Consider the following 18954-nt stretch of genomic DNA (forward strand, 5'->3'; position numbering starts at 1 on the left):
GCGGGTTATCCTCAACAGATTTTCGTGTAAGACTTGCGGCTGGGAAAGAGTTCGGACCACAGCCTTCTAAGAACCGGAATCGTCCATGACGGGATCCACACAGGACGACGCGCGCGCGGAACGACTGCTGTCGATCCTGTCGAGCTTCGCACGCGAGTCTCGGGTGCCGGTTCCCCCGAACGGGATCGATTTGGATACGCGGTTGGAGGCAGACCTCGGGTTCGATAGTCTGAGTCGATCCGAGTTGATCGCGCGGGTCGAGAAGGGTCTCGGGGTGAGGCTCTCGGAACAGGCGATCCTGGCGCCGACCGCACGCGACCTTTTGGGGTTCCTGCTCGAGGAGCCAGAAGCGGCTCCCGACGCCGGTTTCGCCGTCGCTCCGGAGCCGGCGGTCGGGGGGCACCCGTTCTCCGCTGCAACCCTTTTGGATGTCCTGGATCGACACCTGCAAGACCATGCGGACCGGGTCCACATCCTGTACGAGGGGTCGGAGACAGGCACCCGGCCGATCAGCTATCGCGTGCTCGCGGAGGGCGCCGCACGAGTCTCCGCCCGGCTGAAAGCCTCCGGATTGCGGTCGGGCGCGACGGTGGCCTTGATGCTTCCGACAGGGCCGGATTATTTCTACAGCTTCTTCGGCGTCCTCATGGCAGGCGGCGTGCCGGTCCCCATCTACCCGCCGAGCCGGCCCCAGCAGATCGAGGAGCACCTGCGTCGTCACACACGGATTCTCGACAACGCCGGTACGGCTTTTCTTATTACGGTCCCGGAGGCGCGGGCCATCGCCCGCGTCATGCGGGTTCAGGTCCGCTCGCTGCGAGGCGTGCTGACGCTCGAGGATCTCGAGCAGGAAGCCCCGGACGAGACCCAGGCGCGCCCCGCGGCCGAGGATATCGCCTTTATCCAGTACACCTCCGGGAGCACCGGGGATCCGAAGGGTGTGGTCCTGACCCATGCCGACCTCCTCGCGAACATCCGCGCCATGGGCGAGGTCGTGCAGGTCGCACCGGACGACGTCTTCGTGAGCTGGTTGCCGCTCTATCACGATATGGGTCTGATCGGCGCATGGTTCGGCAGCCTTTACTACGGCATCCCCTTGGTTTCCATGTCCCCGCTTGCCTTTCTGGCGCGTCCGGTGCGTTGGCTGGAAGCGATCCATCGTCACGGAGGGACGATCTCGGCGGCCCCCAACTTTGCCTATGAGCTCTGTCTGACCCGGATCACCGACGCCCAGATCGCCGATCTGGACCTGAGCCGCTGGCGTTGGGCGCTCAATGGCGCGGAGCCCGTGAGTCCGCAGACCTTACGTCGATTCGCCGAGCGCTTTGCCCCTGCCGGTCTGCGCGCCGATGCGCTTGCGCCCGTCTATGGGTTGGCGGAGGCCGCGGTCGGGTTGGCCTTTCCGCCGGCGGGGCGTGGGCCTCGGATCGATTGTATCGATCGCGACCGCTTTTCCCGCTCGGGTTATGCGTTGGCGGTCGGTTGCGAGGATCCGCAGGCGATGGAGGTGGTCGCCTGCGGTCGCGCGCTCCCCGGCTATCGGGTCCGCGTGGTCGACGAAGGGGGGCGCGAGCGGCCTGAGCGCCATGAGGGTCTGCTCGAGTTCCAGGGGCCATCGGCGACCCGTGGCTACTATCGCAATCCGGCGGCGACCCGGGCGCTTATCCACGACGGTTGGCATTCGACCGGCGACCGGGCCTATCTGGCGGGCGGCGATATCCATTTGACCGGTCGTGTGAAGGATCTCATTATCCGCGGCGGGCGCAACATCTACCCCTACGAGGTCGAGCAGGCACTCGGCGAGGTCCCCGGCGTGCGCAAGGGCTGCGTGGTCGCCTTCGCCGCATTGGATCCGGAGCTGGGCAGCGAGCGCCTGGTGATCTTGGCCGAGAGCAAGGAGCGCGACCCGGTGCGGCGTGACGAGCTGGCCCGCAAACTGCGCGAGCGCGCGACCGACGTTCTCGGACTGCCGCCCGACGAGTTGCTCCTGGTACCGCCGCGTGCCGTGCTCAAGACCTCCAGCGGCAAGCTGCGACGCGCGGCAACGCGGGATCGGTATCTTGCCGGCCAGCTATCCGAGCAGGTGCGTCGCCCCGTCTGGCAGCTGATGCGGGTTGCGGGGTCCGGACTTCGCGCACGGATCCTGGGCCTGCCGGGCCAACTGTACGCGGGCTACGCATGGGCGGTGTTCTACCTGATTGCGCCCTGGTTCTGGATCGGGATTATGGCGAGCCCGAGTGCACGTCTGCGGTGGACATTGGCGCGGGTGGGGATTCGGCTCCTGCGCCGGCTGACCTTTTTACGACTTACAGTGACGGGACGAGAGCATCTCCCGCCCGCCGGACATCCCTTTGTCCTCGTCGCCAATCATCAGAGCTATCTGGATGGACTCGCCTTGGCTGAGGCGGTGGGGCGTCCGATCGGCTTCGTCGCGAAGAGCGAGCTCCTCGCGCGCCCGATCGTGGCGACCTTCATGCGGCGGATGGGCGCGAATTTCGTCGATCGCTTTGATCCGCACGCCGGGAGTGCCGAGTCCGCCCGACTGACCGAGACGCTGGCCCGCGGAGAAACCTTGGCGTTTTTTCCCGAAGGCACCTTTCGCGAGCAACCCGGACTTTTGCCCTTTCGGATGGGTGCCTTCGCCGCCGCCGCTCGGGCCGGGGTGCCACTTGTCCCCGCGGTGCTGCGAGGGACGCGCGAGCTGATGCCCGGCGACCGCTTTTCGCCCCGTCCCGGACACGCCGAGGTCCTGATCGGTCCGCCCATCCAGCCCGATGGGGACGATTGGGAAGCCGCGATCGGACTGCGCGACCGGGCGCACGCGTGGATTTCGGAGCGTGTGAACGGCTGAGGGTTGAAGCTGGATCCGGCAGTCGGCCGGCCGCTTCATGCTTCATGCAAGGGTTCCGCGGCCTTGACGGCGCGGCGTCAGAGGAGCTTCACCAAGGCGGCGATCGCGGCGACTTGGGCGAACATCAACGGGATGAGCCATTTGAGTAGATCGACCTTGGAGCGCACGATCTCTCAGCGTCCTATCGCCACCGGACAGCCTAGGGTCTCCAGACTGGTCCAGAGCGAGGCGCGCGCCAGGAGCGGATTGGTCTCGTCGAGGATGAGCAAATCGACGCCGAGATTCCGGACCGTCGCCGCGAGACCGGCCGCGTCGGCGGCCTTCAGCGATACCAGGTGGGTCTGCTCGCGCAGGGTTGCGAGCTGCTTGAGCGCGCGGTCACGCAGCGTCGCCGTATCTGCGGAGATCGCGGGCTGCAGGAAGACGACGAGACTCGCGGCATGGCGGATCCCCAACTCCAAGGCGATCGAGAGGGCGCGTGTTGCCCCTTCGCTGCCGGAATAGAGTACGCCGACGAGGAGACCGCCGTTTCGCGGCTTGGGGGCGATCGGCCGCGGCCGTCGTCGCAGCGGGGCAAACCGTCCGATGCGCCCGAGTGCGAAGAGCTCCGCATCGAGTGCGGCACCCAGGATCTCGGCCTCGAGATCGCCGCGCCAGACCCGGAACGACCAGGTCACACCCAGCTCGACAGCGGTGCGTTCGAGCCGTTCGCGAACGCCGCGGGCCGCCGCGCGCAGCTCGCGTTCGAGCCGTTCGGCGTCCAGGGCGCTCTCGCACAGGGTCGCGAGGCGCAGCTCGCGCAGAAAGGGGAGCCCGGCGAGACGCAGCAGCCCGGTGTCTTCGATGAAAACGCCCTCGAGCTCGGCGTTCAAGGCGGCGGCAATGCCGGCGGCCAACGCCAAGCCCTGCAGACTGTGCGGGGAGGCGTCCAGTGCGACCGCGATGCGGCGGATCCGCTCCTGTGGTGCTTCCGCACTCATGGTTCGTTCCCCGCGTCCGTTCGCGTCTTGGCGTCCTGTGCATGCAGGGCCCGCAAGCGCTCGGAGAAGCCGACCAAGCGCGCTTCAACGCGCGCGTTGACGCTGCCGTGGGGGAAGGTCCCATCGGACGCGCGCTCGCCGGCCTGCATCCCGGTCAAGATCTCGATCCCCTCGTCGATGTTCGCGATCGGGTAGACCGCGAACCGGCCCCGAGCGACCGCCTCGCGCACGTCGCTGCGCAGCATCAGATGCTTGACGTTGGATGCGGGGATCAGAACCCCTTGTCCGTCGACCGAACCGCGCGCCGCGCAGACGTCGAAGAAGCCCTCGATCTTCTCGTTGACCCCGCCGATCGCCTGGACCTCGCCGAGCTGATTGACCGAGCCGGTGACCGCAAGCGATTGGCTGATCGGCAGATCGGCGAGCGCGGAGAGCAGGGCGTAGAGCTCGGCGGAGGAGGCGCTGTCGCCCTCGACGCCCCCATAGGACTGCTCGAACACCAGGCTGGCCGAGAGTGAAAGCGGATAGTCCAGTGCGTAGCGCCCGGCGATGAAGCCTTGGAGGATGAGCACGCCCTTGGAATGGATCGGGCCGCCGAGCTTGACCTCGCGCTCGATGTCGATCAGCTCGCCCTTGCCGAGTCGTACACGTGCGGTGATCCGGCTCGGATGTCCGAACGCGAATCCGCCCAAACTCATGACCGCGAGCCCGTTGACCTGACCGACCTTGGTGCCGCGCGTCTCGATCAGGATGGTCCCGCGGGTGGTTTCTTCGCGTATCCGTCGGCTGATGCGGTCGACGCGCTCGATCTTGGCATCGATGGCGCGTTGGACGTCCTCTGCCCCCACCGTCTCGCGCCCTGCGGTCCTGGCCCAATAATCGCTTTCACGTACCAGATCGCCGATGGAGCGCATGTGACTGGTGAGCCGCTCGTTGTCGTCGGCCAAGCGTGCGCTGTGCTCGATCACCCGAGCGACCGCGGCGCGGTCGAAATGGTGCAGTTCCGCCCGCCGCACCTCGGAGGCGATGAAGCGCGCATAGACCAGATGGCTTTCCGGACCGCGCTCGAGCTGATCCTCGAAATCGACCGCGACCTTGAACAGCTCGCTGAATTCCGGGTCCAGCTCGCAGAGCAGATAGTAGATGTGCCGCTCGCCGAGCATCACGACCTTCACATCCAGGGGGATCGGCTCGGGCTCCAACGACAGGGTGCTGATGAGGCTGGTGATCTGCGCGAGCGACTCGATTCGGATCTCGGCGGCCTGCAGGAGACGCTTCAAGGTCTCCCATGCGAAGGGCTGCATCAGCAGCTTGAGTGCATCGACGATCAGATAGCCGCCGTTGGCCTGATGCAGCGACCCGGCGCGGATCATGGTGAAGTCCGTCTCCAGCGCGCCGAGATGGGCGCGGTGCTCGATGCGCCCGACCAGCTGATGGTGTGCCGGCAGATCCGCGTAGACGACCGGGGCGCCGCCGTTCTTGTCGTGTCCCAGGAGGACGTTGATCCGGTAGCGTTGATGCCAGGGTGGGCCGTCGGCGTTCTGCGGGATCCAAATCCCGAGCAACTGCGGTTGCTTGTCGTGATCCGGAAGAAACTGGCGGAAATTTTCGACGACATCGCCTTGAACCTGGCTCAGATAGTCGACGACCGCCTGGAGGTCGGCGTATTTGTCGCTGAGTCCCTCCATCAGGCTTTGGATCGCGGCGGCGGCCATCTCGCGATTGAGTGCTTCGATCTGCTCGTCCGAGCGCTTCTTCCAGAGCGGCATTTGGTGCAACGCCTTGCGCATCTCGGCCTGAAGGCTGTTGATGTCCTCTTCGATCCGGGCGCGTTCTTCCTCGGACAAGGCATGGAACTCGTTCGGTCCGAGCGGCTTGCCGTCACGCAACGGCGCGAGGGTGAACCCGGTCGGGGTCTGCAGGAGAATGACATCCTTCTCCTTGGCCAGCTCGCGGATCTCGCTCATGGCCCGCTCCTGGCGCTCCTCGAGCTCTTCTTCGAGCGCCTGAGTGCGGGTGCGGTATTCGTCGCTCTCGAACAGCGCCTGGATCGCCCGATGGAGGTCTTCGACCAGCTGGTCCATGTCGCGTCTGAGCTCCGCACCCTTGCCCGGCGGCAGACGCAGCGCGCGCGGGCGATGTGCGTCCTCGAAATTGAAGACGTAGCACCAGTCCGGCGGAACCGCTTCGCCCCGTGCGCGCTCCTCGAGCGCCCTACGGATCAAGGCGTACTTGCCGGTTCCGGAGGGGCCGAGCGCGAAGAGGTTGTAGCCTTCGTGGTGAATGCCGATCCCGAAACGAACCGCCGCGATCGCGCGATCCTGCGCGATCAGTCCGTCGCGCACCTCCAGATCCGCCGTGGTCTCGAAGAGCAGCTGTTCAGGGTCGCAGCGTCGATAGAGTTCGCTTGATTCGAGTGAAGCAATGGCCATGATCGGGCTCGCATCAGGGTAAAGGTCGACGTCCCGTGGCTCCGAGACGGCATTCGAGAAGACGACGCTTCATACGGTCCGAAGGCCCTCGCCGAAGGCCTCGTCGATCGAGGTGCCGAACGATTCGGTCGTATAGCGCGAAACCGCAAGGGTATCCGACCAATACCCCCCCGGTAGACCCGCCTTGTAGCGTAGGTGCTCGAGGAATTCCCGGGGGTCCGGCAATTGCTCCCAAACCGAGGGCAGGAAGGTTCCCCGCCGACCGCGATCTTCCAGGATCAGCCCGTCGATCCCGGGTCGGATCTGCCCGAGCAGGTCGGCCTCCGAGCTGAACCGCATGGTCTGCGGCGGCGTCAGCACCGAGATGTGGATCTCGATCCGCGGCAGCTCCGCGCGCGTCAGCGGCGGGAAACGCGGATCTCGGAAGGCCGCCGCGAAGGCGTTGTGTGCGACATCCAGGACCAGCGGTCGGATCGCCTCCAGCATGCCGATGCAGCCGCGCAGAGCCCCGTGGATTTCGAGCGTCACGAAGGTTGCGCGCTCGGCTTGGAGCGCGTCCGGATAGTCGCGCGGATCCGGCTCCAGCGGACTGCCCTGATTCAAGCCGTGCTCGATCGACCGGGCGGCGACACCGAGGAGCATCCGTCGGTCCTCCGCGCCGTATGCGGCCTCGGCCTCAATGGAAGACATAGGCGCCATACCCCACCACCTGGTCGCGCGGACCTGCGGTATCGCCGGAGTTGCGAAGGTCGAGCGTGCGTGCGTGCAAGCCGCGTCGCCGTGCCAGCTCGAGCAGGCCGTTCACCGGGATGCGCCCGCAGGCTTGCTCGTATTGGATGTCCTGCGGGTTAAGTGCCTCGATGGCTGCGGAGGTCGCCGTGTCGAGCCGCTTCGCGGTGGCGTAGTCGTAATAGTGACTGAGGTCCGAGCTGATGACGATCAGGGTTTCCGGACCGCCCCAGAGCAGATCGAGTACCTCGGCGACCTCCGCGGGGCTTGTGTCGCCCACGACGAAAGGCACCAGCGTGAAACGATCGAGCACCTCCTGGAGGAACGGGAGCTGCACCTCGAGGCTGTGCTCTTGTGCATGGGCCTCGTCCATGACCCGAACCTGCGGCAGCGTCAGCGCCGAATCGATCGCCTCGCGATCCAGATCGACCGCGCCGAGCGGTGTTTCGAAGCGCTCCGCGCTGCTGGTCGCTAGACCGCGCAGGGGCACGCGATGGGCCGGCCCGAGAAGCACTACACGGGTGATCACCGCATGCGCCGGCAACAGCGTGGCATAGGCGCTGGCGGCGATCGACCCGGAATAGATGTAGCCGGCATGGGGAGCGATCAGGGCCTTCGGCGGTGTGTCTTGGGCATGCGCCTCCGCTAGATAGCCGTCCACCATGCGTTTGAGATCGTGCGGATCGCCGGGGTAGAAGAGGCCGGCTACCGCGGGTCGTCGCGAGAGTGACATGGATGGTTCCTCCTGCGAGCGCGGCGACGGTGGCGAGCACCGTCTCCGAGCCTGTGGTTTACACCGAAAGTATAGTCGGGATGTGTCGGGAGTCTCGCGGGCGGCCCCGACGGCTGGACGCATCGCCGGACGTTTCGGATCGACCCGGCACGCGAACGCGTCCGGCCGGGCTGCCGGATCGGATCGAGCGTCGCGCAGGCGTCGAACCCTTGCATTCGTCCCCGGGTCTTCCACACTGAAAAGAAAGATTGGCTCAACCGGCGTTCGGCCGAGGGGTCGGGCGTCATCAGGTCTCGGCAAGCGCCGAGCGGGAGGTTGCGATGAAGCCTGAAGCGATGCGTCGCGAGTCGGCGATCGGGGTTGCCCCGACGCGTTGGTGGCACCGTCTCGACGATGGAAGGGTTCAGTGCGACCTCTGTCCGCGGTTCTGTCGGATCAAGGAGGGGCAACGCGGCATGTGCTTCGTGCGTGCCTGCGAGAAGGGCGAGATCGTGCTCACCACCTATGGTCGCTCGTCCGGGTTCTGCATCGACCCGATCGAGAAAAAACCGCTGAATCACTTTCTTCCCGGGACCCCGGTGCTCTCGTTCGGGACCGCCGGCTGTAATCTGACCTGCAAGTTCTGCCAGAACTGGGACATGAGCAAGTCACGCGAGATGGACACGCTCGCCGATGCGGCCGAGCCCGAGACCATCGCCCGGGCGGCAGAGTCGCTCGGTTGTCGCAGCGTTGCCTACACCTACAACGATCCGGTGATCTTTCACGAATATGCCGTCGACGTGGCCAAGGCGTGTCGCGCGCGCGGCATCAAGTCGGTTGCCGTCACCGCCGGCTACATCTGTCCCGAGCCGCGGGTCGAATTCTTCGAGTGGATGGATGCCGCCAATGTCGACCTGAAGGGGTTCACCGAGGACTTCTATCACCGGCTCTGCAGCGGCCATCTCCAGCCTGTTCTGGAGACCTTGGAGTACCTGGTCCGAGAGACCAAGGTTTGGGTCGAGCTGACGACCCTGTTGATCCCGGGGGAGAACGACTCGGATGCCGAGCTTCAATCCATGACCCAATGGGTCGTCGAGCATCTCGGTCCCGATGTCCCGATGCACTTTACGGCGTTTCATCCCGACTACAAGATGTTGGATTATCCGTCGACCCCGACCTCCACACTGACCCGAGCTCGCGCCATCGCGCTCGAGACCGGCGTCCGCTATGCCTATACCGGCAACGTCTACGACAAGGATGGCGAGAGCACCTACTGTCACGCCTGTGGACAGACGCTCATCGGCCGGAACTGGTACCGGCTGTCGGATTGGAATCTGACCGCGGACGGCCGGTGCAACCGCTGCGGGGCTTCCTGCGCCGGCGTTTTCGAGCCCGCGCCCGGACAGTGGGGCGATCGGCGCCAACCGGTTAGCCTGCGCAATTTCGCGGCCTGAACGCCGGTCGCGCCGGTCGGGAATGCGCGACCGCGAGGGTGGATCCCGTGTCGAGCCACCATGAGGACATCGGATCGGCAGGCGATCGGATCGCCGCGCCGATCATCAGGTCACGATGATCACGATCACCGGATTCATCCATCGTGATGCCCTGCACGACTTGATCGGGCGCTGGATGCTCGATCGATTCGAGCCGTCCGACCCGACCGCTCTGCTCCAGCTGGTCCACTTCAACTCGGTCTATGTCGCGCGTTATCTCCCGCTGCTTGCGCAGGGTCTGCTGCAGGGCGTGCACGGCGGTCCGATCACGCGTCGACCCTGCTGCACCAAAGGCGACCTCAAGGACCAGCTCGCCGCCGACCTGCCGAGCGCGTCCGAGCGGGCGCGTCGGTTGGTGGCCGACTACCGGGCCGACCCCGGGCGTTTCTATCGCGAGACGCCGTTTCGGGGCACGCTCTATTTCGCCGAGTCCGCCGGGCAGCGTCACTATGTGGGCTCAAGCCGGATCAAACGCATCCGGCGGCTAGCCGAGAAGTCCGCGCGCAAGGTCGTCGATTGGCTCTGCGAGGAGATCGTCTTGCAGGCTCGATCGGATCCGCGGTTCTCGGATTTGGTTCTGACGCCATGCGGCCTCGGCGGACCGACGCATCCCGATCTCCTCTCCGACCCCGATACGCTCGACGCGCACGCGCGTGCGCTCCTGGACCGTCTGCGCGCCACGCCGTCGCCGCACTGGCCGCATGATGTCGAGATCAACGACGTGGCCGGGATCAAGGTCGTCATGGAGCCGGACAATGAGGCGCGACTCGCCGAGGTCCTCGGGGGGCTTGGGTGTCGGCTCGTGGAACGGGAGGTTCACAGGGGCGATTACAGTGCCGTGAATCTGCTTGTCGACTTCGGTCCGGATAAGGATCGCATTCTCGCGCAAAGACTGCCCGAGAAGGTCGTGCGCGTCTTCCGGGACCATGGTGTCTCGCCATCCGAGACCCGCCGCCGCTTCGAGACCTTCGTGCGCACCGGCGAGCCTGCCGTGCGCGTGGAGATCATCTGCTCGGACGCCGCTGAGACCTTGGAGAGCGAGATCGGCCGCTGCATGCACGAGGAACGCATCATCCGCCAGCGTCTCGGGCGGGCCTACCAAGGCCACCTGTCGCAAAACGTCGAGTTCCTGCTCGAGTACCTCTTCTCGCTGCCCGCGGCACCCGAAGTTCGACTCGAGTGCTTACCCGTGCGACTCTGGGAGCGCTATCTCCCGGACTACTTCGACGAGGTCAAGCGTGTCCTTTTTCGCGTGCCGTCCGTGGAGCTGAATCCGGAGTAACTACATCGATATCCGAGGATCTAAACCGCGTCCGGAGCGAGATCCTCATTGTGGAGTCAGTTCGATCTTTGGCCCATCCATAGCCCTCAGCAGGGACGCGGTTTAGAACATTCTATTTTTGAGAATCTTAAGCCGCGCCGGCTCCATCGACCGTCAAATTTGCCGGGGCCGATCCCATCCGAAAACATCGCATACCGCGCCGAGCGCGGTTTCAGGAGACGAGCATGCCGGCCAAAGCGTTCGACGTCGTCATCATCGGGGCTGGACCCGCCGGGCTGTTCGCGGCCATGCGGCTCGCCGACAGCATGAAGGTTCTGGTCATCGACCGTCGCCCGCGCCCGGGTGGGGCCGGTGGCTACACCGACGGCAAGCTCAACCTCTCCCCGCACATCGGGCTGGATCTCGCGGAGCTCGGTCTGTCCGAGGAGGAGGCGACCCGTCGGATCGAGGAGGTGGATCGTATCTTTCTCGACCACGGGGCGGATCCGACGCTGCATGGTTTGGACGAGGCGAGCATTCAATGGTGGCTCGACCGCGTCTCCTGGGTGCGTCGCCCGGCAACGAAGGGTCGCTGGGATATCCAGCTGGTCCCGGTGGTGCAGCGGCACATGGGGACCGACTTCGCGCACCGGGTCACCAAGGCGATGGCCGACACGGTCGAGCGACGCGGAGGAACCTTGATGCTGGGGACCGCGGTGACCGAGATCCGCCGCGAGACCGACGGCGGATTCCTGATCGAGACCGCCGCGGGCGACTTCCGCGCGCCCTATCTGGTCTGCTCGCCGGGGCGCGAAGGTGCCTACTGGTTCCGCGAGAAGGCACGTGCGCTCGGGGTGCACACCGGCCACGGCGTGATCGACATCGGCTGCCGAGTGGAGATCGCCTCCTCGGTCTACGAGGAGATCACCGACGTCCTCTACGACCCCAAGTTCATCTTTTGCACACCGACCCATCAGGATCGCACGCGGACCTTCTGCACCAATCCCGGCGGACACGTCCGGGTCGAGGAGCATGGTGATTTCCGATTGGTCAACGGCGACGCACTCAAGGCATCCAAGACGACCAACACTAACTTCGCGATCTTAAACACCGTGGGCATGACCGAGCCCCTGCAGGACACGACCGAGATGGGGCAACAGGTCGCGCGTTTCGCCAACTTTTGGGGCGGCGGCAACAGTCTCGTCGTCCAGCGCTGGGGTGATCTCATGGCCGGAAGACGCTCCAAGGCGCAGAGCTTCTTCTCGGCCGAGTTGGGCTTCGACAAGTTGATGCCGACCCTGCCGCCCGGTCCCGGCGTGACGCCCGGCGACATCTCCTTCGCTTATCCCGGCCGGATCGTGCGCAACCTGCAGGAGAGCCTGGAGCTGCTCGCCCGTGTCATCCCGGGCGTCGCCCATCCATCGACCACCATCTATGTCCCCGAGATCAAGTTCTACGACGTCCGCTACCCGACCAGCCGCGAGCTGGAAACGGGCGTGCCCGGACTCTTCGTCGCGGGCGACGGGGCAGGGAAGTCGCGCGGCATCGTGGGCGCGGCCGTCAACGGCCTGATGGCGGCGGAGGGGATCCTGCGGCGGGTCGGAGTATGAACCGCAAAGGCGCAAAGCGCGCGAAGCGTGTCGCCGGCTCGACCGTGTCGGCTCATTCCGCAATTGGGCAGCAGCAGTCTCGGCAACAGGGCGCGCGAGCGGCCGCGATGGAAAAGTCCGCAACACATGCGGGCGACCTCGACGGGTCCGGCAATGCGGGATCGGTCGAAGCGATTCGGGAGTCCGCCAACAGTGTTCGACGCGCCTAAAGCGCCAGCGTTTGGGCCAGGAACGCCAAGGACCCGGGCACTCAGACTTCGGCGCCCTCGTAGGTGAGGCTGAACACGGTATCGGTCAGCCACCGGCGAAAGGATGGGTTGTCCGCGAACTGCTTGAACAGCTCCGTGTCGTCCTTGAGTAAGGCCGTCAACACGCGAGACAGGGCCTTGTCGTGCTCGATGCGGGCATTCTGCTTATCCGAGCTCTTCTTGGCGTTCCGGTACGCCCCGTCGGCCGCCACGCGGCTCGGGATGTCTTCGGTGAGGAGCTTGTGGACGCGATCGGCGTCGGTCCAGGGGATACTTCCGAACTGGTCGTTGAAGGTCTTGAGGATGTTGGAGAACCGATCCAAATTCGGCTCGGGCTTGCGGCCGCCCCCCGTGGTCGGCACCGGCTCGATCTCCGCGTCCGCATCGGGGAGCTGAATCTTCACGGCCGCCTGCTTCTCGACCCGGTAGCTGTCCATGTCGATCGCTTCGAGGATGCCCTTGGCGAGGTCCTCCTCGATGGGGGCGGGCAGCTTGGGCACGAGAAAGGTGAGGAAGATCGAGAGCTTCTCCCAGTCGGCATTGGTGTAGGGCAGGATCGCGGCGAGGAATCCGTAGGTCCGCAAGAACGCCTTGGCCTTGCCTTTGAAGTCGACCTGGCCGTCCTCGTCGAGCTGGTCTCTGTAGACGGCCACGCAGGCGTCGAGAATCGGATCGAGGGCATCGCGCTCGGCCCGCCCAGATAGCGCTGCACCAGGTCCGCGATCTGCGCAGCCATGTAGACCTGGTAGCCGTCGAGCGCGGCCTTCAAGTCGTGGAGCTTATTCGGGTCGGTCTCCTCTTCCTTGATCTCGACCACCTGGGCATAGTTCTCCAGGATGTCGGTCAGCCCTGCCGGGGTGAGGATGCGCCGCCACAGGTAGTCGGTCTTAAGCCCGTTCGGATTGGGTGGGTTGCCGGCCCCATCGTTCCAACCCAGGTTGAAGGGTAGGAACCAGGATGCCTTGCCCTTGAGCTGGGTGCAGAAGCGCACTTCGTGATCGTCCACGGCGAAATGCACGACGCAGCGGCCGAGCTCGAAGAGCCTCTCGCGCGGGTCGCGGTCCCGCTTGTACTGTTGGACGGCATCCTCGACGGTCTGCTTGGTCAATCTGTTCTTCAGCTCGAAGGTGGCCACCGGCAGGTCGTTGATGAAGAGGCACAGGTCCAGAGCGAGTTGAGTCTCGTCGCGGCTGTAGCGGAGCTGCCGCGTCACGCTGAACCGGTTGGCTTTGTTCCGCGCGGCGGCCTCCGCATTCCCGGGTGACGGCGTACCGTAGAAGTGATCGATATGATGTGGCCCGTGCTTGATCCCGTGGCGCAGCACGTCGATGGTGCCGCGCCGGGTGATCTCCCCTTGGAGGCCGGCCAGGAACTTGCGCCGCGCCGGGCCGTCCTCGTGCAGGTCGAGTGCCGCGGCGACCTCGGGCTTCGTCTCCTGGAGAAAGGCCGCAAGCTGGGCCAGATCGACGCAGTATTCCCGGTCGTAGTCCGCCGCCCTGCCGCACATCCAGCCCACCCCGTAATCGGCGTGGGGCTCGTCCAGCGGGCCTGACGTCAGGGCGCCGGGCTCGCACGGGGAGCCGGTCATCGCCGCACAGATCAGCCGATCAATGCCGCGCTCGGTGGTGTCCGTGGTCATGGTCAATCCCCACCGCCCAGCAGATGCATCAGGATGCGGACCGGGATGTCCTTCTCCTCGGGCCGGCTCTCGGCAATCATCAGGGTCAGTGCCACCAGCGTCTCGTTGGACACGCGCGGGGTCCCGTCCGCCTTCAACAGCGCGTCGTTGCGCGGTCTCGGTGATCAGCCGCACGGCCTGGCCGAGGTCGCGCAGCCGGGCCTGGTTCATCGAATAGCCCTGAACCAGATGATCGCGCAGCACCCGCGTGGCCCAGATGCGGAACTGGGTCCCGCGGGGCGACTTGACCCGGTAGCCGACCGAGATGATCACGTCCAGACTGTAGAATCCGACCGGCTTGTCGGAGCCGGCAATGTGCAAAATTTGCACATTGCCATCCTGTCCCAGTTCCCCTTCGCGAAAGACATTCTGCACGTGCGTGGTCACGACCGACCGTTCGCGGCCAAACAGCTCCGCCATCTGCGCCTGCGTCAACCAAACCGTGTCCCCATGCAGCCGCACCTCGACCCGGACCGCCCCGTCCGGGGCCTCGTACAGCACCAGGCCGCTGCGCGACGCTTCGTCGGGTGTATTGCTCACGCCAGCGTCTCCTCCGGCAGGGTGCCGAGGTTGTCTTCCGCGACATCTTCCCTCTCGGGATCGGCCTTGTTGAGTGGCTCCGACTCCTCGGATTCGTCCGGCAAGAGCAAAGCCGCCTCGCGCACGTCGAGCTTGCCGGTGACCACGTCGGCGATGAGGGGGGTGCGCTATTCGTGGAGGAGGGCGATTTCACGCTGGACGCTCCCCAGCGATGCGGCAAGCCGGTCCAAGGTGGCATCCAGCGCGGCGCAGAACGCCGCCTGCTCTGAGAGAGTTGGGATGGGAATCAGCGCCGACTTGACATCATCGAGGCCGAGACCTTGCTTGGTTCCACCGTATTCCACCGACTTGAATTGGATCCTCCCGATTTGGGAGTGGAATGCCTAAGCAAGGTATCTCGGAATTACAGCTGAGCGATTCGGCCGAATAAGCGCCACGTGCTGGTTTACGTAACTCGGCGCGGGGAGTTCATCCACAACGTGGACAACATTTCCGGTCAGCGCACCAGTGATGCAAAGCAGCAGATCGGCACACTCAACGCGGGTGCGTTTACCTTCCGCTCCCTCTCGTGGTCGTACCCGCTGATTGAAGGACAAGTTCAGGGCCATTGATCGCCCGAGATTCCCGCTTTGAAGGAAAATATCACCTTCATCGCTGTAGAAATCTGCCCATCCGCGCGATCCGGAGGTCACGAACGAGATCAGCCGGCGCACCGGCGAGACTACCCATTGCTCCGGCACCTCCCCCAGCCACGCCACGCCGGAGTCCTTGCACTCGGGATAGGGCTTGAGTCCGTCGATCATGGGATCAGCAGCAGTCCGGGCACGGCCTGGAAATGGGCGTCCCTGGTGTAGACCGGCAGGCCGTGGCGCTGGGCGACGGCAGCGATCCAAATGTCGTTGGTGGGGATCGGTGTCCCGGCGCGCTTCAGGGCCGCGACGATCGCGGCATAGAAGTCCGCGGTCTCCTCGTCGACAGTCAGGAGACGAACCCGTGGCGAGTCCAGGAACCGGCCAAGCTCCTGTCGGTTCTTCGCCTCACGATGACCGGCGCGGAACCCGGCGAGCAGCTCGCCGAGGCTCACGACGGAGAAGGCGAGGTCATCGAGCTGTTGCAGCCGATCCACCACATCCGGCTCGCCGCGCATCGCGAGCGAGTAGATGTTGGTGTCGATCAGGGCGCGTCGCATGACCACAGCTCGGGATCGAGGCGGCGTTGAGCCTCCACCGCCCCTTGTATCCCTTGATACTCCTCCGCGCTCCAGGTGCCGAAAAGGCCGTCCATGTCGTGGTGCCGGGTGCTGTGGCGCGCGGCCTTGGCCAGCCCGAAGCGCTCCCTCAGTACGTCGAGCACCAGTTGATTGACGCTCCTGGCCTCCTGGTCGGCAAGGGCCTTGAGGGCCTGGTCAAGCGGGTCGTCGATCCCGCGGATGGTGATGTTCTTCATGGCCTACCTCGCTTGCTATCGTATTGTGCCATCAGGTTGCCATTATAAGTCGTACTCCCCGGATGGGCAGGGTCTGCGCCGACCTATCAAGTCGGCCCATGGCGCGATCCGCTTTGGACAACAGCGCCTTAAGCCCTTCTCGGAGGCGTGCGGGTCGGCCCGCTCGCATGGGCTCTTGAGTGCTGCCGATCATGATATCGGCTCCGTTGCGCATGGCCCGCCTCGCAGTCCATGTTAAAGGCTGCGTCTAGCATGGAGCGCAGGCGGGGCCTGCTGAACGCTGGAAGGCATATAGGGGGATGCAGGGGTGCCGGGCGATCCGGGGCGCGACGGCCGCGGTTTGGACGTCGAGCCCGGCGGGGCCTGTCCAGGCCAGACGCTCATCGCGCCCGTCCCCCGACGATCTCGCTCAAGAGCCCCTCGTCTCCCGGTCCAGCGCCAGGATATCGACGCGGATCTCCTCCAGCGTCCGCAGAGGCTTGGGCTTGTAGAAGTAGCGGGTGAAGCTGATCTCGTAGCCGATCTTGACACTGTCCGGGACATACCAGGCGGCCGGGGCATGAGGCAGGACCTCGCGGCGCAGGGAGGCGACGATGAGGTTCCCCCGAAATTTAGTCTTCCAAGGATGACGTAGACGGTCTGTCACACTGGAGACGACGATGCAGAAGATTCCGAAGCAAGCGTACACCGCCGAGTTCAAGGAACAGGCGGTGAAGCGGGTGAAGGACGGCAAGAGCGCGAGCGCGGTGGCCAAGGAGATGGGTCTGGTCGAGCAGACCCTGCGCAACTGGGTGAAGGCGTTCGACGCCGGCACGCTCAACGGCGCGGGCGCGGCGAAAGTGACGCCGGAGGCGATGGAGCTGTCGCGTCTGTGCGCGGAGAACGCGCGGCTCAAACGCGAGGTCGACATCTTAGAAAAAGCGACGGCGTACTTCGCGCGGGATGCGCTGTGAAGTACGCCTGGATCGCTGCGCACCGCGATGGCTCCGCCCTGAACGAGCTGTCTGATGTCCACTACGTCAATCGCACGTATCGACGCTCCGGCGGGTTATTCGAGGGTCGGTTCCGCTCCTCGCTTATCGAAGCCGATGCCTATCTGTTGGCCTGTCAGCGCTACATCGAGCTCAATCCGGTGCGGGCGTCGATGGTTTCAGCACCGGGCGAGTATTCCTGGTCGAGCGTTCGAGGACGGCGCCTGGCATCACAGCACCCGGATCGGCCCCCGGTATCGCCCGATGAGCGCATCGGCCGTCAGCAGGACCACGCCTTCGACGAGCGCCTGCGCAATCAGCATGCGGTCGAACGGATCCTTGTGGATCGGCTCCAGATCGACCACCGCGGCCGCATGCCTACCATTGATCGGCAACTCATGCCAGCCGTTGTCGAGCAGCCCGCGGCGCAGAGGTCGCGGATCGACGCGGAAATCGGGCCGACCCAAGCCCAGCTTGATTGCGATCTCCCACAGGCTGGCAGGGCTGAAGATCGGTTGGTTGTCGGCGTTGTCTAGCAACGTCCGGGCCGCCGCGGGGAGGCGGTCGGGATCCCCGGCGGCCCACAGCAGCAGGTGAGTGTCGAGCAGCAGCCTCATCGCCGGTCGTTGCCGCCGAACAAGGCCTCGATCGCCTCTTGTCCCATCGAGTCGAAGTCCTCCGGAACGCTGATCTCGCCGCGCAGGAACCCCAGACGCCGCACTTGGGCGCCGTCGGGCGTATCCAGCGCCACCACCTTGACTAGCGGCTTACCCGCCCGAGCGATGATGAAGGGCTCGCCCGCGGCGGCCTGCTCGACCAGACGAGACAGATGGGTCTTGGCTTCATGCATGTTGACGATGTTCATCCTGGGCTCCTATTGGACTAAGTTGGGTTAGTCTAGTCGGCTTGCTTGGTGGAAGACAAGCAGCCTGCCCCGATGAGTCAAGACCACGCCGACCCGCGCTGGTTCGTGGTCTGCGATCGCGACGACGTCAGGCGCGCCGTCATGGAAGACGCGCGGCTGGGTGAAAATGGGGACTATGAAAATGTGTGAACGTGAAAATAGGGACAGTGCGGCCTGGCAAGGCCGCGTGTTCTAGCGGGTGGAACTCCCGCCTGGGTAATCGCTAGCCACGAGCCCGGTATCGAGCCTTGCGGCGCGGCTGGTAACAGCCGCGTCGATGCGTAGGCACGACAGCAGGCGAGGTGCAAAGGTAACGGGTGGAGCCGACCTTGAAGGTGTTGAGCCCCGAAACATTTGGTCGGGAGTGCCGACGGGTTTGTCCCTCCGGCAGGCAACAGTCCGTGTCGCGTCATGGCGAGTGGCACGGGTACTCCCCGGGTCCGAGGCCGTATCGAGCCTGACATCGAGAGCACGCGGTAACCAGGGAGATCCGTGTATCGGTCCGTCGGAGGCGGGCACCCGCGAACAAGTGTCAAAAGCGAGGACGCGGGCGGCGATGCGCGGAAGTCGGAGCCACCTATAGTAGCGTTGATACCCGGTAATGCGGGCGGAGCGAAGGGGTGGCGGTTTGAGACAACGCAAGAGTGAAACACGGCCCTACACCGAGAGGACTCTGACCGTGACCAGCAAGCTTGAGCGTTTCACACTGATGGCGCGCGCGGAACCGCACACGCGGTTCACGTCCCTGATGGGCATGTTGTTTGACCCGGAGGGGTTGCGCGAAAGCTTCGAGCGCCAGGACGGACGCAAGGCGCCCGGAGTCGACGGGGTTAGGAAGGACGACTATGCAGTGGGTCTGGACGCGCGTCTGGAGGATCTGTCGGCACGGATTCGCCGTCTGGGGTACCGGCCGTTGCCGGTGCGGCGCACCTACATCCCGAAAGGGGACGGTCGTTATCGACCGTTGGGGGTGCCGAGCTTCGAGGACCGCCTGGTCCAAGATCGCCTCGGCCGCATCCTTCAGGCCATTCCGCGAGGCATGGAGAGCGGAGCGAAGCCGAGCGGCCCCCGGTAGGCGTCGGCGCGTGCGTGCCGCCGC

Annotated in this window: 18 protein-coding genes and 2 pseudogenes; 6 read left to right on the forward strand and 14 right to left on the reverse strand. The window is 65.2% G+C overall.

From position 1 onward, the window contains the following. Positions 1–85: 85 nt before the first annotated feature. Positions 86–2851 carry an AMP-binding protein gene (locus LT988_RS18335; RefSeq protein WP_232406961.1) on the forward strand — a complete coding sequence of 922 codons (2766 nt, stop codon included), beginning with the start codon at positions 86–88 and terminating at the stop codon, positions 2849–2851. Between the two features lie 77 nt (positions 2852–2928). On the opposite strand, the pseudogene LT988_RS18340 reads toward LT988_RS18335, so the two are convergent. The 5 genes and pseudogenes from LT988_RS18340 to amrB all read right to left on the reverse strand — a co-directional run. Next, positions 2929–3024, reverse strand: a pseudogene (locus LT988_RS18340) (DUF1640 domain-containing protein); the annotation flags it as partial. Continuing rightward, positions 3025–3831: a hypothetical protein gene (locus tag LT988_RS18345; protein ID WP_232406962.1), complete on the reverse strand. Its 807-nt coding sequence runs from the start codon at positions 3829–3831 to the stop codon at positions 3025–3027. It lies immediately after the preceding pseudogene. Further along, complete coding sequence (locus LT988_RS18350; protein ID WP_232406963.1) at positions 3828–6263, reverse strand: Lon protease family protein; 2436 nt, start codon at positions 6261–6263, stop codon at positions 3828–3830. The genes LT988_RS18345 and LT988_RS18350 overlap by 4 nt, the downstream gene beginning before the upstream one ends. Before the next feature lie 69 nt (positions 6264–6332). Next, complete coding sequence (amrA, locus tag LT988_RS18355) at positions 6333–6905, reverse strand: AmmeMemoRadiSam system protein A (RefSeq protein ID WP_232406964.1); 573 nt, start codon at positions 6903–6905, stop codon at positions 6333–6335. Positions 6906–6939: 34 nt separating this feature from the next. Further along, positions 6940–7725, reverse strand: coding sequence for an AmmeMemoRadiSam system protein B (amrB, locus tag LT988_RS18360; RefSeq protein WP_232406965.1), 786 nt, complete (start codon positions 7723–7725; stop codon positions 6940–6942). Between the two features lie 320 nt (positions 7726–8045). Between amrB and amrS the strand changes: the two genes are divergently transcribed. The 3 genes from amrS (at position 8046) to LT988_RS18375 (ending at position 12068) form a co-directional block, all read left to right on the forward strand. Next, positions 8046–9158 (forward strand): AmmeMemoRadiSam system radical SAM enzyme, encoded by a 1113-nt coding sequence (gene amrS / locus LT988_RS18365; protein ID WP_232406966.1) that lies wholly within the window; start codon positions 8046–8048, stop codon positions 9156–9158. Between the two features lie 115 nt (positions 9159–9273). Beyond that, positions 9274–10479 carry a hypothetical protein gene (locus LT988_RS18370; RefSeq protein WP_232406967.1) on the forward strand — a complete coding sequence of 402 codons (1206 nt, stop codon included), beginning with the start codon at positions 9274–9276 and terminating at the stop codon, positions 10477–10479. Between the two features lie 224 nt (positions 10480–10703). Then, positions 10704–12068 (forward strand): NAD(P)/FAD-dependent oxidoreductase, encoded by a 1365-nt coding sequence (locus LT988_RS18375; RefSeq protein ID WP_232406968.1) that lies wholly within the window; start codon positions 10704–10706, stop codon positions 12066–12068. Positions 12069–12318: 250 nt separating this feature from the next. On the opposite strand, the gene LT988_RS18380 is transcribed toward LT988_RS18375, so the two are convergent. The 7 genes from LT988_RS18380 to LT988_RS18410 form a co-directional block, all read right to left on the reverse strand. Then, positions 12319–12753, reverse strand: coding sequence for a hypothetical protein (locus tag LT988_RS18380; protein ID WP_232406969.1), 435 nt, complete (start codon positions 12751–12753; stop codon positions 12319–12321). Next, positions 12717–14534: a RhuM family protein gene (gene rhuM / locus LT988_RS18385; RefSeq protein WP_232406970.1), complete on the reverse strand. Its 1818-nt coding sequence runs from the start codon at positions 14532–14534 to the stop codon at positions 12717–12719. The genes LT988_RS18380 and rhuM overlap by 37 nt, the downstream gene beginning before the upstream one ends. Continuing rightward, complete coding sequence (locus LT988_RS18390) at positions 14531–14680, reverse strand: hypothetical protein (protein WP_232406971.1); 150 nt, start codon at positions 14678–14680, stop codon at positions 14531–14533. Before LT988_RS18390 ends, rhuM begins: the two co-directional genes overlap by 4 nt. A gap of 237 nt (positions 14681–14917) precedes the next feature. Further along, positions 14918–15337: a restriction endonuclease subunit S domain-containing protein gene (locus LT988_RS18395; RefSeq protein ID WP_232406972.1), complete on the reverse strand. Its 420-nt coding sequence runs from the start codon at positions 15335–15337 to the stop codon at positions 14918–14920. Next, positions 15334–15723 (reverse strand): type II toxin-antitoxin system VapC family toxin, encoded by a 390-nt coding sequence (locus tag LT988_RS18400; RefSeq protein ID WP_232406973.1) that lies wholly within the window; start codon positions 15721–15723, stop codon positions 15334–15336. The genes LT988_RS18395 and LT988_RS18400 overlap by 4 nt, the downstream gene beginning before the upstream one ends. Beyond that, positions 15708–15980, reverse strand: a complete 273-nt coding sequence (locus LT988_RS18405; protein ID WP_232406974.1) for a FitA-like ribbon-helix-helix domain-containing protein — start codon at positions 15978–15980, stop codon at positions 15708–15710. The genes LT988_RS18400 and LT988_RS18405 overlap by 16 nt, the downstream gene beginning before the upstream one ends. Before the next feature lie 409 nt (positions 15981–16389). Next, entirely contained in the window at positions 16390–16626 is a 237-nt protein-coding gene (locus tag LT988_RS18410; RefSeq protein ID WP_232406975.1) for a hypothetical protein, read from the reverse strand. 13 nt (positions 16627–16639) lie between these two features. On the opposite strand from LT988_RS18410, the pseudogene LT988_RS18415 reads away from it, so the two are divergent. Continuing rightward, positions 16640–16951, forward strand: a pseudogene (locus LT988_RS18415) (transposase); the annotation flags it as partial. 230 nt (positions 16952–17181) lie between these two features. On the opposite strand, the gene LT988_RS18425 reads toward LT988_RS18415, so the two are convergent. Then, positions 17182–17568 (reverse strand): type II toxin-antitoxin system VapC family toxin, encoded by a 387-nt coding sequence (locus tag LT988_RS18425; RefSeq protein ID WP_232410613.1) that lies wholly within the window; start codon positions 17566–17568, stop codon positions 17182–17184. After that, a complete protein-coding gene (locus LT988_RS18430) occupies positions 17565–17816 on the reverse strand; it encodes a type II toxin-antitoxin system Phd/YefM family antitoxin (RefSeq protein ID WP_232406976.1) in 252 nt (83 codons plus the stop codon). Before LT988_RS18430 ends, LT988_RS18425 begins: the two co-directional genes overlap by 4 nt. Before the next feature lie 718 nt (positions 17817–18534). On the opposite strand from LT988_RS18430, the gene LT988_RS18435 reads away from it, so the two are divergent. After that, positions 18535–18930 (forward strand): reverse transcriptase family protein, encoded by a 396-nt coding sequence (locus tag LT988_RS18435; RefSeq protein WP_232406977.1) that lies wholly within the window; start codon positions 18535–18537, stop codon positions 18928–18930. Positions 18931–18954: the final 24 nt, after the last annotated feature.

This window comes from Thiocapsa bogorovii (assembly GCF_021228795.1).
Classification (GTDB): Bacteria; Pseudomonadota; Gammaproteobacteria; order Chromatiales; family Chromatiaceae; genus Thiocapsa; species Thiocapsa bogorovii.

Bases quoted from the DNA above. Each gene is read 5' to 3' on its own strand.
- LT988_RS18430 (WP_232406976.1), bottom strand. From the start codon at position 17,816: ATGAACATCGTCAACATGCATGAAGCCAAGACCCATCTGTCTCGTCTG.
- LT988_RS18345 (WP_232406962.1), bottom strand. From the start codon at position 3,831: ATGAGTGCGGAAGCACCACAGGAGCGGATCCGCCGCATCGCGGTCGCA.
- amrA (WP_232406964.1), bottom strand. From the start codon at position 6,905: ATGCTCCTCGGTGTCGCCGCCCGGTCGATCGAGCACGGCTTGAATCAG.
- amrB (WP_232406965.1), bottom strand. From the start codon at position 7,725: ATGTCACTCTCGCGACGACCCGCGGTAGCCGGCCTCTTCTACCCCGGC.
- LT988_RS18380 (WP_232406969.1), bottom strand. From the start codon at position 12,753: ATGGACAGCTACCGGGTCGAGAAGCAGGCGGCCGTGAAGATTCAGCTC.
- amrS (WP_232406966.1), top strand. From the start codon at position 8,046: ATGAAGCCTGAAGCGATGCGTCGCGAGTCGGCGATCGGGGTTGCCCCG.
- LT988_RS18400 (WP_232406973.1), bottom strand. From the start codon at position 15,723: ATGCGACGCGCCCTGATCGACACCAACATCTACTCGCTCGCGATGCGC.
- LT988_RS18395 (WP_232406972.1), bottom strand. From the start codon at position 15,337: ATGATCGACGGACTCAAGCCCTATCCCGAGTGCAAGGACTCCGGCGTG.
- LT988_RS18350 (WP_232406963.1), bottom strand. From the start codon at position 6,263: ATGGCCATTGCTTCACTCGAATCAAGCGAACTCTATCGACGCTGCGAC.
- LT988_RS18405 (WP_232406974.1), bottom strand. From the start codon at position 15,980: ATGAAGAACATCACCATCCGCGGGATCGACGACCCGCTTGACCAGGCC.
- LT988_RS18335 (WP_232406961.1), top strand. From the start codon at position 86: ATGACGGGATCCACACAGGACGACGCGCGCGCGGAACGACTGCTGTCG.
- LT988_RS18425 (WP_232410613.1), bottom strand. From the start codon at position 17,568: ATGAGGCTGCTGCTCGACACTCACCTGCTGCTGTGGGCCGCCGGGGAT.
- LT988_RS18375 (WP_232406968.1), top strand. From the start codon at position 10,704: ATGCCGGCCAAAGCGTTCGACGTCGTCATCATCGGGGCTGGACCCGCC.
- LT988_RS18370 (WP_232406967.1), top strand. From the start codon at position 9,274: ATGATCACGATCACCGGATTCATCCATCGTGATGCCCTGCACGACTTG.